Source organism: Phyllobacterium myrsinacearum (assembly GCF_014138285.1).
Lineage (GTDB): Bacteria > Pseudomonadota > Alphaproteobacteria > Rhizobiales > Rhizobiaceae > Phyllobacterium > Phyllobacterium myrsinacearum_A.
The window spans coordinates 71,282-84,724 of record NZ_JACGXN010000005.1 but is presented as its reverse complement, the minus strand read 5'-3'; the positions used below and the strand labels follow the sequence as shown (position 1 = coordinate 84,724).

13 protein-coding genes and 1 pseudogene are annotated in these 13,443 nt (G+C 55.0%); 4 read left to right on the top strand and 10 right to left on the bottom strand.

What is annotated here, in order from left to right; translation table 11 throughout:
- Positions 1 to 9: 9 nt before the first annotated feature.
- Positions 10 to 534 (bottom strand): invasion associated locus B family protein, encoded by a 525-nt coding sequence (locus FHW16_RS16565; RefSeq protein ID WP_182550339.1) that lies wholly within the window; start codon positions 532 to 534, stop codon positions 10 to 12.
- Between the two features lie 315 nt (positions 535 to 849).
- Entirely contained in the window at positions 850 to 1,809 is a 960-nt protein-coding gene (locus FHW16_RS16560) for an alpha/beta hydrolase family protein (RefSeq protein ID WP_182550338.1), read from the bottom strand.
- 333 nt (positions 1,810 to 2,142) lie between these two features.
- Between FHW16_RS16560 and FHW16_RS16555 the strand changes: the two genes are divergently transcribed.
- Positions 2,143 to 2,928, top strand: coding sequence for a transporter substrate-binding domain-containing protein (locus tag FHW16_RS16555; RefSeq protein WP_182550337.1), 786 nt, complete (start codon positions 2,143 to 2,145; stop codon positions 2,926 to 2,928).
- A 195-nt stretch (positions 2,929 to 3,123) separates the two neighbouring features.
- On the opposite strand, the gene FHW16_RS16550 is transcribed toward FHW16_RS16555, so the two are convergent.
- Positions 3,124 to 3,939 (bottom strand): class I SAM-dependent methyltransferase, encoded by an 816-nt coding sequence (locus tag FHW16_RS16550; protein ID WP_182550336.1) that lies wholly within the window; start codon positions 3,937 to 3,939, stop codon positions 3,124 to 3,126.
- Between the two features lie 108 nt (positions 3,940 to 4,047).
- Here FHW16_RS16550 and FHW16_RS16545 point away from each other — a divergent pair.
- Positions 4,048 to 4,149, top strand: a pseudogene (locus tag FHW16_RS16545) (IS5/IS1182 family transposase); the annotation flags it as partial.
- Between the two features lie 69 nt (positions 4,150 to 4,218).
- On the opposite strand, the gene FHW16_RS16540 reads toward FHW16_RS16545, so the two are convergent.
- The 7 genes from FHW16_RS16540 to FHW16_RS16510 are packed head-to-tail and all read right to left on the bottom strand — an operon-like array spanning position 4,219 to position 11,280.
- A complete protein-coding gene (locus FHW16_RS16540) occupies positions 4,219 to 5,052 on the bottom strand; it encodes a 5-deoxy-glucuronate isomerase (protein WP_182550335.1) in 834 nt (277 codons plus the stop codon).
- A 3-nt stretch (positions 5,053 to 5,055) separates the two neighbouring features.
- Positions 5,056 to 6,036, bottom strand: coding sequence for a mannonate dehydratase (locus tag FHW16_RS16535; RefSeq protein ID WP_182550334.1), 981 nt, complete (start codon positions 6,034 to 6,036; stop codon positions 5,056 to 5,058).
- 12 nt (positions 6,037 to 6,048) lie between these two features.
- Positions 6,049 to 6,843, bottom strand: coding sequence for an ABC transporter ATP-binding protein (locus tag FHW16_RS16530; RefSeq protein WP_182550333.1), 795 nt, complete (start codon positions 6,841 to 6,843; stop codon positions 6,049 to 6,051).
- A 5-nt stretch (positions 6,844 to 6,848) separates the two neighbouring features.
- A complete protein-coding gene (locus tag FHW16_RS16525) occupies positions 6,849 to 7,679 on the bottom strand; it encodes an ABC transporter ATP-binding protein (protein WP_182550332.1) in 831 nt (276 codons plus the stop codon).
- Between the two features lie 5 nt (positions 7,680 to 7,684).
- Positions 7,685 to 8,593, bottom strand: a complete 909-nt coding sequence (locus FHW16_RS16520; protein ID WP_182550331.1) for an ABC transporter permease — start codon at positions 8,591 to 8,593, stop codon at positions 7,685 to 7,687.
- Positions 8,590 to 9,651, bottom strand: a complete 1,062-nt coding sequence (locus FHW16_RS16515) for an ABC transporter permease (protein ID WP_182550330.1) — start codon at positions 9,649 to 9,651, stop codon at positions 8,590 to 8,592. The genes FHW16_RS16520 and FHW16_RS16515 overlap by 4 nt, the downstream gene beginning before the upstream one ends.
- 24 nt (positions 9,652 to 9,675) lie before the next feature.
- Complete coding sequence (locus FHW16_RS16510; RefSeq protein ID WP_182550329.1) at positions 9,676 to 11,280, bottom strand: ABC transporter substrate-binding protein; 1,605 nt, start codon at positions 11,278 to 11,280, stop codon at positions 9,676 to 9,678.
- A 313-nt stretch (positions 11,281 to 11,593) separates the two neighbouring features.
- Here FHW16_RS16510 and FHW16_RS16505 point away from each other — a divergent pair, with 313 nt between their 5' ends.
- Together FHW16_RS16505 and kdgD are read left to right on the top strand one after the other, a co-directional pair.
- A complete protein-coding gene (locus tag FHW16_RS16505) occupies positions 11,594 to 12,322 on the top strand; it encodes a FadR/GntR family transcriptional regulator (protein WP_182550328.1) in 729 nt (242 codons plus the stop codon).
- Positions 12,323 to 12,431: 109 nt separating this feature from the next.
- Positions 12,432 to 13,346: a 5-dehydro-4-deoxyglucarate dehydratase gene (gene kdgD, locus FHW16_RS16500; RefSeq protein ID WP_182550327.1), complete on the top strand. Its 915-nt coding sequence runs from the start codon at positions 12,432 to 12,434 to the stop codon at positions 13,344 to 13,346.
- Positions 13,347 to 13,443: the final 97 nt, after the last annotated feature.

Sequence of the window (13,443 nt, the reverse complement as noted above, 5' to 3'; positions counted from 1 at the left end):
CAGAGACTGCTATTTTGCGAGTACCGCAACACGATCCTGGGCCTCGGCGAAGCCTTTCAGGGAAATATTGAGGACGAGTGGCTTGTTATCGGCACTTGCAACCGCGTTTACTTTCAGAAGTTTGCCTTTTCTTATGGCCGCCAGTTTTTCTGCGCTGAAAGATAGAGGCACAACACATCCCACGGGAAAACACGTTTTGAATGGTATGGTCGTATCTGGTTTGCCCTCATCGACCTGCAATGTCGCACCCGAGGCGAGTGCTAGGCCAAAAGGCAGCACCAGATTGCCGCCAACACCTTTCGCATCGGCCGTTGTGAGCTCAATGCTTAGAATGATTTGGCCATTTTGCTGAGTTTGCTGCTGTGAAAACGAGCAACGCTTTTCGGCTTGCTGCTGCACACAGGAAACCCGCCAATCCTGGTACGTTTCCTGAATGGAAGAGGCACCTCCTGGCAGCGTGGACGGGGTTTGAGCAAAACTTTGGTTACACAGGAAGAATGGGACTGCCAGTACTGCTCCGAACCGCCTCATCATACTGTCACCACCTGCCCTTGTTCATTGAACCCGTATTGTGGGTTTGATTATAGCCGCCACCCGAAACAATACCATACCACATTCGTCTACTGCTGCCGCCAAAGTTCTGCAGTTGCAACGACTCAAAAAAGAGCCGGACCAAAGGGTCCGGCTAAGTTGTGAAGGCCAAAGCCTTCCCTTGGGGTGGGTGTCAGCACAATCGGAGTAAACTGCGCCGACATTTTTCGATGTAATCCTGCTGTCAGACACATGCAACAAGAATGTCAGCCAATCTGCCATATACCGGAGTTATGGGAGCGTATCAGGGTTTTGATCCTATGATAGGTTATCACGGAAGAACGCGGCGACTTTCGTCTCGACTTCCCTATGGATCGCTGCACGATCAACGCCCTTCGCATCCTCGCATACGTCTGGCGCTTCGGCTTTCAAAGCCGGCGGACAGATATCGGCGAAGACAAAATGCCCACCCGGCACATATTGAAGTGGCGGCGACACAGGCAGATGCTTCACGAGACCCCGTGTGTTTTCTTCACCCAACTTGCTGTGTTTTGGCCGGAAGAGAAATACCGGAGCTTTGACGTTTCTTAAACCGTCCTGATCATACAGGACACTCAAAGGGTCGAGCAGCACAATGGCCTTCAAGGGAAGGCCAGACACCGATCGTTGTATGTCCTGGTGTGATGTCTGGCTCTCATCGCCGCGGGGACCCGCATTGCACGACTGAACATCGTCAACATGGGTCGCACAATAGTTGACCAGATGTTTCAAATTGGGTGTACCGCCCGCGAGACCGAGCGAGACCGCGCCACCCAGCGAGAATCCAACCATGCCTACCTTGTCGGAAACGGCATGCTGACGAAAACGGGAATCAGCCAGCACAGTGTCGAATGCGGCCTTGACCTGAATCATCCGGCCGAAAATATCGGCTTTACCATGCACCGGTGCGATAACGATAAATCCGTGACGTGCAAGGGATATCGAAAGATCACGCAGCAGGAGCGGCGTCCCTCCCGTCTTTCCTCCCCCATGCGAGATCAAAACCACAGGAAACGGGCCTGCGGCGACCGGTGCATCGCGACTCGCTTCAATCGGAAACGGGCCGGAGTGCCAGGCAACTTCTTCTGCCTCCGTGGGATACCATATCCATGTGTCCGAAGAGTTATTCGCCGATATAGTAACCCGCGTGACACCGGCGCGGAACGCCGTCGGCTTCGACCAGGCCATCGAGACGAAACAGGTGGCCAAGATAGCAAAGGCCAGAAAGACTGCACGCATAATCGCTCCCAATCGTGGAGTCCCACTAAGCCCATCGAGCGGGCGAGACGAGAAGGTGTCAAACTGAAACGCGATGATGCCCTGCCGGTGCAGAAGCAGCATTTGCTCACTTGGGTTTGTATTTAACACCAACTCTGAATGACGCCAAGTAGCACGGAGCCGCGCATTTGTCGCCGCGACCGGTGGTGGAAAGTATCTGGCCAGTTAATCGTTTTGCGGTCATTGTAGGATCTATCACGTCGTCGGACGCTTCTTTTTTGAGGCGTCTGCGTAGATTCATTGAATTGCGCTCGCAATTGCCCACCCAACATAGTGTCAAATGAGGTGAGTTGAATGCTTCGTCCCATCATTATCTGCATATGTCTGCTTTTCGCCAATCTGCCATCGGCGTTCTCCAAGGACACACTGGCCGTTTCCCGGCTGGATACCATCCTTGAGACTGGTGTCCTGAAGGTCGGTTCCACCGGCGATTACAAGCCCTTCAGCTACAAGGACCCTGCCAGCGGCTCATTCTCCGGCTTTGACATTGACCTGGCCGAGAGCCTCGCCAGCGCACTTGGTGTAAAACTCGAAATCGTACCCACCACGTGGCCGCAACTGGCGCAGGATTTCGACGCAGGCAAATTCGATGTTGCCATGGGCGGTGTTTCGATCACATTCGACCGGCAGAAGACGGGGCTGTTCTCCATTCCCTATATGCGTGAGGGGAAGACGCCGATAGCCCGTTGTGCCGACAAGGAAAAATTCAAGACGCTGGCGGATATCGACAACCCGCAGACAACGGTCATCGCCAATCCAGGCGGCACCAACGAGAAATTTGCTCGCGCCAATCTCAAGCAGGCAAAGATTGTCATTTTTCCCGACAATACGAAAATATTTGACGAAGTTGCTGCAGGGCGGGCCGATCTCATGATGACCGACGCGTCAGAGACCCGGTATCAGGAGAAACTGCACTCCGGCGTTCTGTGTGCCATACACCCCGATGAACCGTTCAATTTTGCCGAGAAAGCGTATTGGGTGCAGCGCGACATCGGTCTCAAGGCTTTTGTCGATCAGTGGTTGCATCAATCCATTGAAACCGGCGCCTATGAGAAAATCTACAACAAATGGTTCAAATGAGAGGCAGCCAGAAGCATTGGTGTGCATCCATGCGGACTGTGAACTGCCGTTACGGCCGACGTACATTCCACGCAGATCGAAGACGAGCTGCCGAAAAACTAGGGCGCGTACTCATACGTCCTATTGATAACCGTTTAAGTCCGAAAGCAACGCAGTTGCTGCGTAGCGGCAGAACGGCTCCGTATACATAAAGCTCTAGATCACGGCAGCCATGATTACGTGTGCCTGAATTTTGGCAGCCACCTCGCCGCTGCCATGTTTGCCTGCAATCGCAGATGCGGCATAGTCGGTTGCAGCTTCCAGCTTTCCCGCGTCTCTGGCCTCGATTTCGTTGCGAAGGAGAGTTCCCTGGCAATAAGCGACCGCGGGAAGGCGCGGCGAAGATGCACGGCTTTGTTCGGCTCTGGTCTCGATCACCACACGGGAAAAACCTGCTTCTTCCAGCTCGCGGCGGATCAGCGCCGTATCGTGGTAGCCATGCGGCGTGCGCGCCAGAAAGCGCGGTGGATCGTTCGGAAAAAGCTTTGCGAGAGCATTCGTCACGTCATCCGCAAATACATTCTCCTCGATGCGATCCCATACGTTGAACAAAAAATGTCCTCCAGGCTTCAGGACCCGCTTTGCTTCACGGTAAGCAGATGAGCGATCGGGAAAGAACATCGCGCCGAACTGACAACAAACGAGATCGAAGGCCGCATTTTCAAACGGTAGCGCCAGAGCATCAGCCTGACGCCATTTGATGCAGCTGTCGGGAGTTTGTCGCGAAGCGGCACAGTCAAGCATCGGCTGGTTAAGGTCGGTTGCGACATAGCTTGCGCCAGGAGACAATTTTGGCGCCAGTGCGCGGGTGACAACCCCGGTTCCCGCGGCGGTTTCCAAAACGGCGCTGGGAGACAAGCACGCTGCTCGTTGCGCAAGATCCTCGGCGAATGGCTCGAAAATCAACGGCACCATATAGCGGTCGTAGTTTTCCGGAATCGAGCCAGCAAACACCTTATCCGTTTCCAACATTACTCCCCCGCCGTCCATTTGATGGTCGCGAGAATAGCACATAACTGCAGATATGACGCGGACTGGATCAGGGAGCATGGGCAAACATTCCACTGAAACGAAATTGCAAGAATCAAGCAATGTCGGCGTGTCGCAAGCAGATATGACAAGCTCGCAACCAACTATCTAGCGTTTGTCAAACTCGCATCAGTTCGATTTTGCCTGCGTTAATGAGCACGCATTACACACACATGCATCGACTACATCGTTAGGCCGTTCGAATAGTCTATACACGCGGGTTCAACGGAATTTTGCCCGCATGGCATCAATACCCGGAATCTTTCCCATCAACGGCCGGTGCTTTTCCTCAAAGTTCTGAACAAGCGAGCGCTGTGTTTTGCCGACAAGGATTGTGAAAATATAGGATGCATGGCCCGGTGAGGTCGCCGTAGGGTGATAGCCGGTCGAAAAAGCGAATGTGTCGCCATGACGCGTAACATGCGCGTGCGGCTCCTGCCCCTCCTCGTACCATAGTTGTGTACCAAACCCGGTCTGGGGTTCGAAACGCCAGTGATAGAGTTCCTCGTGGGCAGTCTCACCTGGCTGGTCGGTATCATGCTTGTGCGGCGGATAGCCGGACCAGCAGCCTTCGTCAGCATAGAGCTCACTGACGAGCAGCCGCCCGACTCGATCAGCCTGTCTGTTACCCAGAATATGGAAGATGCGACGGCGCGACTTTGTCTCGTTCGAACCAACGTCGACCATATCGACATCGCCAGGCGGAATGCGAAACGCCGGCATTGGCTCGCTCCAGCGACCGCCAGCAACAGCGATCTCGCAATCTTCACGCGCAGTGATCGTTACCTTGGCATCCGGGCCTGCATAAACGGAGTCCGCCAATCCATCCCATACGCCTTTACGGCCACCAATCGCCTCGAAAGTCGTTGTATCAACGTCGATGTCACACCGGCCCGACAACGGAACAATGGCCGTTTCAAAATTCGGCAGGCGATAGGTATGAGACTGGCCCGCTCCAAGTTTCACCAGATTGAAATGAATGCGTTTCGCCGGCTCATCTCCGGCGAGTATTGATTGGTTGGCATTGTCGTAAGCCCGGATCATTTGCGAAGACATGGGTCAGTTCTCCCGGCTGCCGAGCACTTGCAGGAGTGCTGCAATGTATCCGTAACTGAACGCAAAAGCCGTATTCTCTGGATCCCGCCCGGAAATCTGCGGGACATGGTCCGGCATGATCATGTACTGATAGCCCACCTCCTCATAGGTCTGGAGGGACTTCCACATGTCCATATCGCCTTCTTCCGGGAACGTTTCCATAAAGGAAAGCTTGCCTCCGCGAATGTTACGGAAGTGGACATTGAAGAGTTTGCCGCGTGTACCGAACCAACGAATGACATCAAAGATCTCATCGGCGGGCTTATCGAGCATCTCACCGACAGTTCCCTGACAGAAGTTGAGCCCGTGGTACGGATTTTCCCGCAGCAGTACGAATTTTTTCAGACCTTCGACCGTGCCGAGAACCCGGGTCACGCCGCGATAGCCGGGTGGGGTGTAGGGATCGTGCGGATGGCAGGCCAACCGTACCTTGTTCGCTTCGGCAACTGGAATGACCCGCTGCAGAAAGTAGTCGATCCGTTCCCAGTTCTCATCTTCGTTGACAACACCCGCTATGGTTGGCGGTGCATCATGGTCGGCCTTGTCCCAGCGGAACGCCTCGTTGCGCGAACCGCCACGACCCGCTTCCAATTCCGTTCGCGGGATACCGATAATATTCAGATTGTATTTCACCGCGGGGATTCCGGCCTGAGCCGTGCGTTCGATCAGGCGACAGATCGAGTCGATCTGCCGATCGCGTTCCGCGCCGGCGGACAGAATATCGGGACTGTACTGCTTCTCGATCACGTGCGAACTCAGCGGCAGCTGGATCATATCCAGAGTCAGGCCAAAACCTGCAAGACGATCGCGGTGCCGCTTGAGAATATCAAGCGTCCAGTCATGCGGATTTCCGTCCGGATCAGCACATACATGCTCGATACCGAGCTGGGCCATGATACGGTAGTCATCATCGTCGCGCGCACGAAATTGTGTCCCAAGAAACATACCTTACTCCTGTTAAGCCCTTGCCTGAGCAGCATCGTGCGGGTCTTCCCCGTAGGCTTCGCTCGCTGCAATCAGTTTTCTCGTGTATTCCTGCGTCGCTCCCCCATGAACAAGTGCATCAACGCCGAGGGTTTCGACAATGACGCCTGCCTGCATGACGGCCGTGCGTTTACACATGTGTGCGACGACGCCCAGGTCGTGCGTGACCATGAGATAGGTCAGCCCGCGTTCATCCTGCAGGTCACAGAGAAGATTGAGTATTTCCGCCTGCACCGACACGTCGAGCGCCGATGTCGGCTCATCGAGAAGCAGGATTTCGGGGTCCGACATCAGCGCCCGTGCAATGGCAACACGTTGTCTCTGTCCTCCGGAAAGCTGATGCGGATAGCGCCACAAGAGGCTGCGGCTGAGACCCACGGCATCAAGTGCCGCATGGCCTCGCGCCTCTGCACCCTGAATATTCTGGATGCGTGCCGGTTCCATCAATTGCCGCCACACCGTATGGCGCGGATGCAGGGCTTCATAAGGATCCTGAAAAACCATCTGCACCTTGCGATAGAAGTCCTTGCCTCGCGTCTTGCGGATGTCAGCGCCAGCAAGACGCATGACTTTTGCCTCGTTGGCAACGAGCCCCGTGATCGCCCGCAGGATCGTCGATTTACCCGAACCGGACTCGCCGACAAGCCCAAAGGTTTCGCCGCGGTTGACCGAAAAACTCACCCCGTCCACGGCGCGGCGTTCATCGCCGTCCACACCGAACGTGACCGTAAGATCTTCAATCTCGATAATTGGTGTTGCTGTGTTCATGCCATTTACCACGCCGCATCGCGCGTAAGAACCGGCAGACGCTTGCGGGGCGTATGAATGCGCGGCATCGCGTCCAGCAGGCCTCTCGTGTAGGGGTGTGTTGCCTGATCAAGGTCAGAGGCTTTGAGTGTTTCAACCACCCTGCCGCGATACATGATCAGGACGCGGTCGCAGAAGCGGCGGACCAGATTGAGATCATGGCTGATGAAGATGAGACCAAGACCGCGCTTTTGCACCATGTCATTGAGAAGGTTGAGAATCTCGAGCCGCACCGTGACATCGAGCGCCGATGTCGCCTCATCGGCGATGAGAATTTCAGGTTCGGAAACCAGCATCATGGCGATCATGATCCGTTGCCCCATACCACCGGACATTTCATGCGGATACATGCGATAGACCCGTTCGGGTTCACGGATCTGCACCGCACCGAGCATAGCCACGGCCCTTTCCCGCGCCTGCGCGGATGACGATCGTGTGTGGATACGATAGGCCTCGGCGATCTGCTCTCCGACAGTTACAACCGGGTTGAGCGAGTATTTCGGGTCCTGCATGATGAGACCGATACGGCGGCCCCGAATATCATTCATGGTCGCTTCGGAAGCGCTGAGAATATTCACCTCGCCAAGTTGTATACGCTCTGCGCGCACCATTGCGGCGGGCGGTGTCAACCGCATGATAGCCCGGCCCGTCATGCTCTTGCCTGAACCGGATTCACCAACAATGCCGAGTTTTTCGCGGCCAAGATCGAAAGATACGCCGCGGACCGCATCGAATGTGCCTGATGCGCCATGGAAGCTGATTTTCAGGTCACGCACTGAAAGAAGAGTGTCAGTCATCGCACTTACTCCTGTCTCGGATCAAGCGCATCGCGCAGGGCGTCACCAACCAGATTGAAGGCCAGACTGACAAAGAGGATCGACAGACCCGGCATGGTGCCAACCCACCAGCTATCCAGCATAAAACGCCGGCCCGTGGAAACCATGGCTCCCCATTCGGGGCTTGGCGGCTGTGCGCCGAGGCCAAGAAAACCGAGGCCCGCCGCAGTCAGAATGATACCTGCCATGTTCAGCGTGATACGGACGATCACCGAAGGAATACACAGCGGCGCGATATGGGCGATGACGATGTGCAAGCTGGAGGCTCCCATGAGGCGCACCGCGGAAATATGATCCCGGTTGCGCAGACTCAGCGACTCGGCACGCGCCAGACGGGCGATCGGCGGCCATTGGGTGAGCGCAATGGCAATGATCGCATTGTTCAGGTTTGGCCCCAAGGCGGCAACAAAGGCCAGCGCCAGGATCAGACTTGGGAAGGAAAGGAACAGCTCGGTGACACGCATGAGGATAGTATCAAGCCAACCGCCATAATAGCCGGCGAGGCACCCGACGATGAGGCCAATGGGTGCGACGATGACACTGACGATCGCAACGATCGAAAGCGTGATACGGCTCCCCCAGAGGATGCGGCTCAAGATATCGCGGCCAAGTTCATCGGTGCCGAGGAGATGCTGGCCATTTGGCGCCATCAATGTCTCGCGCAGATTCTGTTCGAACGGCGAATAGGGAGCAAGCCATGGCACGAAGACCGCCACGAATACCAGAAGCAGAATGATGACGAGACCAGCAACACCAAGCGGATTGGATGCAAACCGTGACCATACACGCCAGATATTCTGCAGCGTCGCGTGTCTGGCACTGTTTGGCTCTTCTGTCGTCAGCCAGGCAGTCAGCCCCTTGCTTGCGGTACTCATTTGATCCTCGGGTCAAAAAACTTGTAGAGCAGATCGGAAATTACGTTGAGTGCGATGAAGACGCAGCCGATGATGAGCGTGCAGGCGACGACCACGTTCATGTCCCCGATAACAAGCGCATTGGTAAGGTACTGGCCGAATCCCGGCCAGCCAAAGACTGTCTCGATCAGAACCGCTCCTTCCAGCATACCGCCGTAGGAAAGGGCCACAACCGTGACAAGCTGAACCCGGATGTTCTTGAACGCATGCAACCAGATCACGCCACGCCGCGACACGCCTTTGGCTCGCGCCGTGATGACATATTCCTGGCTGAGTTGTTCCAGCATGAAGCTGCGCGTGATGCGGCTGATATAAGCGATCGAAGCATAAGCAAGAACAGATGCCGGCAGGACGATATGCGTAACGGCGCTCCAGAAAACTTCCATATCACCAGCGAGCAAAGCGTCGATCAGCAGAAAGCCCGTCACATTGGGAACAATGTCCTCGTAAAACAGATCCAGTCTTCCTGATCCGCCAACCCAGCCAAGCTTTGCATAAAACAACATCAGGCCAACCATCCCGATCCAGAAAATCGGTGTGGAATGACCAAGCAACGCGATCAGCCGCACCGCATGATCGGCAAACCTTCCCCGGTTTACCGCCGCATAGACACCAAGCGGAATGCCGATACCAGCGCCCAGAATAATGGTTACAGTGGCCAGTTCGACGGTTGCCGGAAGAACCCGGGCGATATCCTCCATGACCGGCCGGCCCGTGAGCAGCGTTGTCCCGAAATTCCCATGCAAAAGGTTTTTCAGGAAGATCCAGAACTGCTGCAGAACAGGCAGATTCAGTCCGAGCTCCTGTTTGACCTTGAGATAGGTTGCCTGGTCAGCATCGGGACCCACCACCGCGATAACAGGGTCAATCGGCATCAAGCGTCCAATGATGAATGTCAGAAGAACCAAAAGAAAAAGCGTGGTGAGGACGCTTGCAAGCGAACCGCCAAATCGACTGTATTTTCGCAGTCCCAGCCGTCGTTTTGCCGGTGAGATTGCCGTTTCCACTTGATTGACCATGCGCTGGCGCCCTGACCTTCTATCTTAGTCCTGCTTTTCGACCCGATCCCAGCGGGTCATCCAGCCAATATCACCCACATAATTTTTTAGCCGGGCACTTTTTGCGTAAGGATCGACGCGCTGTGAAATCGGGATGATGGGCGGTGCGGATTCTTCGAACAGTTTCAAGGCCTGCTTGTAAAGCTCAACCCGCTTCGCCTCGTTGTCTGTAATCGCTTGCGCTTCATCCATCAGCTTGTTGACATCGGGCAGTTCAAAGGATGCACGCCAGGCCTGAAGATTGCTAAGATTGGCATCGTCCTTATTGTCAGGATTGTAGACGTGTGTTCGCAACCAGCCATCGGCATCCGTCTGCGCCGATGACGCCGTACGCCCGACACCCAACTGGAATTTTCGGTCGCGCATCGGCCCATAGGTTTGATCACCATTGCCCGTCAGTATATCGACCTTGATGCCCGCGACCGCGAGGTTCTGCTGGATCGCGGTTGCCATATCGGCGTAGGGAGTGGAATTCAACGAGAGCAGTTGCTTGCTGAAGCCTTCGCCATAACCCGCATCGGCCAGTCCCTGCTTGCATTTGGCAGGATCGTATACATTGCCAATGTCCGGGATGTAGCCCGGAATATCAGCCGGGATGAATGTCGTGGCACTCGTGCCATAATTTTTCATGACGACATCGTTGATGTCCTTGTAGTTTATGCAGTAGCGCAAAGCCCTGCGCACTTCCGGCTTGGCAAATTCCGGATCCTTGGTGCTCATGATCAGATAGTAAAAGCCCGACCCGACAAGACGATCAATCACGATATTCGGGTTCTTCGCCAAACCATCGATATCAGCGGATACCAACTGGAAGCCGACATCCAGATCACCTTTTTCAAGCTGCAGTCGTTCTGTCTGCGATTCCGGCAGGTGGCGCACGAGAACGCGCTTCATCTTCGGTTCACCACCCCAATAGGCATCAAACCTGGAAAGCACGACAATATCGTTCGGGTTCCAGCGATTGAGTGTGAATGGCCCGGAACCGGCAGCATTCGACGCAAGCCAGCCACGCCCCATGTCGCCATCTTTCTCGTGCTTGGCGATGACTTCCCTGTCGAGAACTGCGCCGTAAACGCGCGTGAGAGCATTCAGCTTGAGCGACGGTGCCACCGGCGTCGCGACCTCCATAACAAAGGTCCTGTCATCCTTTGCCCGGAATTTCTGGTCCACGTTCGCTGCGTCGTAACCCCAATTGGCGTAATAGGCTCTGGCCAGCAGACCCAGCTTGACCGCACGTTGAAACGAGTAGGCAACATCCGCTGCCGTTATTTTGCGGCCACTTTGGAATGTGGCCCTTTCATCCAGCGTAAACTCAAGAGTACCGTCCGGCAGCACGGTCCAGGACTTGGCAAGACCGGGCACGACCTTACCCGGTGTATTGGGATCGCTGCGCAGAAGCGTGTCGTACAGATTAGCAATGACGTGATAGGATTCGTAGGAATTCGCGTTGTGCGGGTCGAGAGTGGTGAGGTTCACCATGTTCATCCCGATAACCAACTGGTCCTGCGGCGTCCTGGCCTCGGCCACATTGATTGTCACGGCAGCGATCAATACGGCTGCCCCCGTCAGACAGGCACGAAAATGCGGCATGGTTTCCTCCCCTACAGCCATCGTTTTCTATGTTGTATGACATCGTAGTATTGTTTTTCCGAGCAGGCAAGGCTAAATTTGTACGAACTGCACCGTGTAATAGCCAACGGAACCAATGGAGTGCCGTTTTTTGTATGTCTTCGGGCTCCCAAGGCTGAAACCGACCGAATACAGATGAGGGTTGAATATATGATATCTTATGCTGCAAATAGATTTCTGTTAATCGCCGCGCCTCGGCTCTCGGACCAAGGTGACAATTTCAATGCGTTCCAGCCTCTTTCCGAAGAGCCTGGACGGAATGCGGAGTAATCTCATGTCAGGTATTGGCAAGCGAGAAACCCTTACGGGTCAATTGGTTAAGGCTATTGCCGACCGCATAACGTCCGGCCAATACAGGCGTGGAGAACGCCTGCCAACCGAGCAGGAGATGATCGGAGAGTTCAATGTCAGCCGGACCGTTGTCCGCGAGGCCATCGCCAATCTGAAGGCAAAGGGTCTGGTTCATACCCAGCAAGGTATTGGCGCCTTCGTCTTGAAGGATCTGCAGACAGCGCCTTTCAGGATCGAAGAAGACAATCTTGAACTGCTCGAAGAAATTATCAGTGTCATGGAACTGCGCATCAGCATCGAGTTGGAGGCAGCAGCTCTGGCGGCCGTGCGTCGTGACGAGACCGAACTTGCCAGAATCAAGGATGCACTCGATATGATGAAAGCGGCAATTGAACAGGGGGAGAGCTCCGTTCAGGCCGATCTGGAATTTCATCGCGCCATAGCGATTGCGACGAAGAACAGACATTTTCTTAGTATGTTCAATTACTTGGGAGAAATGCTGATACCCAGGACGCGCCTGCAGACTCACAAAATCAATGGCCTCCCCCAGCGGGAATATCTGGAACGGGTGAACCGGGAGCACGACCAGATATACCAGTCAATCAAGGCACAGGATGTGGAAGGGGCGCGTGCGGCCATGCGCCTTCATCTCGGCAGCAGCCGCGATCGGCTGCGCACCAATGCACCCACAACGGGCAAAAAGCTGCCCTGATTTCGTACCCAACAGACGGGCAACAAACGCACGCGTCAGAATTTTATAGTTGTATGATGACATATGAGATGCTAGGCCTAATCAACTTTTGACTTCCCGCGAGGCTTTCATGGATTACCAGACACTCAAGAAGACAATCAGTTCCGGTCTTCTCTCTTTCCCTGTCACTGATTTCGACGACAATGATGATTTTGCGCCATCGGCCTATGCCGAACGCCTGGAATGGCTTGCCCCCTTTGGCGCATCGGCGCTGTTCGTGGGCGGCGGAACCGGAGAGGGGTTTTCGCTAACCCCGGACGAGCATGAAAATGTCGTTCGCACCGCCGTCGCAGCGTGTGGAAAGACAGTGCCGATACTAGCCACGGCCGCCTACGGAACACGTATTGCAATGCAAATGGCGCGCAATGCCGAGAAGAACGGCGCAGCAGGCCTGCTCCTGCTTCCTCACTATCTCACGGAAACAAGCGTCGAAGGCATTTGCCGCCATGTGGAGGCAGTGTGCGCTGCGACCGGTCTTGGCGTCATTGTTTACAACCGCAATGTCTGCAAACTGAATGCCGATGCGCTGGAACGGCTGGCGGAGAAATGCCCAAATCTGATCGGCTTCAAGGATGGTATTGGCGAAATCGAGAACATGGTGTCGATCCGCAGGCGCCTTGGTGACCGCTTTGCCTATCTTGGTGGTCTGCCGACTGCAGAGGTTTATGCGGAAGCCTACAAGGCCATGGGCGTCAACGTGTATTCATCAGCCGTTTTCAACTTCATTCCCCGTACTGCTCTCGATTTCTACAAGGCAGTCACCGACAACGATCAGAATACGACGGTGCGCCTGCTCAGTGATTTCTTCCTGCCTTACATTGCCATTCGCAATCGTGTTCCCGGCTATGCCGTCAGCATCGTCAAGGCAGGTGCAACCATCGTGGGACGCTCGGCAGGGCGGGTACGCACACCATTGGTCGATTGCAATGAACGAGACATTGCGGACCTTGCCGCGCTGATTGCAAAACTCGGCGCACAAGGTTAGATCGCGGGAGTTCTTTAAAGATTCAGGCTGGACCCGAATGGAACAAAACATGGGAATCCAGCCTCATTTCCTTGCTCGAACTCATGTACTCCTGCGA

Excerpts from the sequence above, each read along its gene's own strand:
- FHW16_RS16565 (WP_182550339.1), bottom strand. The coding sequence starts at position 534 with ATGATGAGGCGGTTCGGAGCAGTACTGGCAGTCCCATTCTTCCTGTGT.
- FHW16_RS16560 (WP_182550338.1), bottom strand. The coding sequence starts at position 1,809 with ATGCGTGCAGTCTTTCTGGCCTTTGCTATCTTGGCCACCTGTTTCGTC.
- FHW16_RS16555 (WP_182550337.1), top strand. The coding sequence starts at position 2,143 with ATGCTTCGTCCCATCATTATCTGCATATGTCTGCTTTTCGCCAATCTG.
- FHW16_RS16550 (WP_182550336.1), bottom strand. The coding sequence starts at position 3,939 with ATGTTGGAAACGGATAAGGTGTTTGCTGGCTCGATTCCGGAAAACTAC.
- FHW16_RS16540 (WP_182550335.1), bottom strand. The coding sequence starts at position 5,052 with ATGTCTTCGCAAATGATCCGGGCTTACGACAATGCCAACCAATCAATA.
- FHW16_RS16535 (WP_182550334.1), bottom strand. The coding sequence starts at position 6,036 with ATGTTTCTTGGGACACAATTTCGTGCGCGCGACGATGATGACTACCGT.
- FHW16_RS16530 (WP_182550333.1), bottom strand. The coding sequence starts at position 6,843 with ATGAACACAGCAACACCAATTATCGAGATTGAAGATCTTACGGTCACG.
- FHW16_RS16525 (WP_182550332.1), bottom strand. The coding sequence starts at position 7,679 with ATGACTGACACTCTTCTTTCAGTGCGTGACCTGAAAATCAGCTTCCAT.
- FHW16_RS16520 (WP_182550331.1), bottom strand. The coding sequence starts at position 8,593 with ATGAGTACCGCAAGCAAGGGGCTGACTGCCTGGCTGACGACAGAAGAG.
- FHW16_RS16515 (WP_182550330.1), bottom strand. The coding sequence starts at position 9,651 with ATGGTCAATCAAGTGGAAACGGCAATCTCACCGGCAAAACGACGGCTG.
- FHW16_RS16510 (WP_182550329.1), bottom strand. The coding sequence starts at position 11,280 with ATGCCGCATTTTCGTGCCTGTCTGACGGGGGCAGCCGTATTGATCGCT.
- FHW16_RS16505 (WP_182550328.1), top strand. The coding sequence starts at position 11,594 with ATGTCAGGTATTGGCAAGCGAGAAACCCTTACGGGTCAATTGGTTAAG.
- kdgD (WP_182550327.1), top strand. The coding sequence starts at position 12,432 with ATGGATTACCAGACACTCAAGAAGACAATCAGTTCCGGTCTTCTCTCT.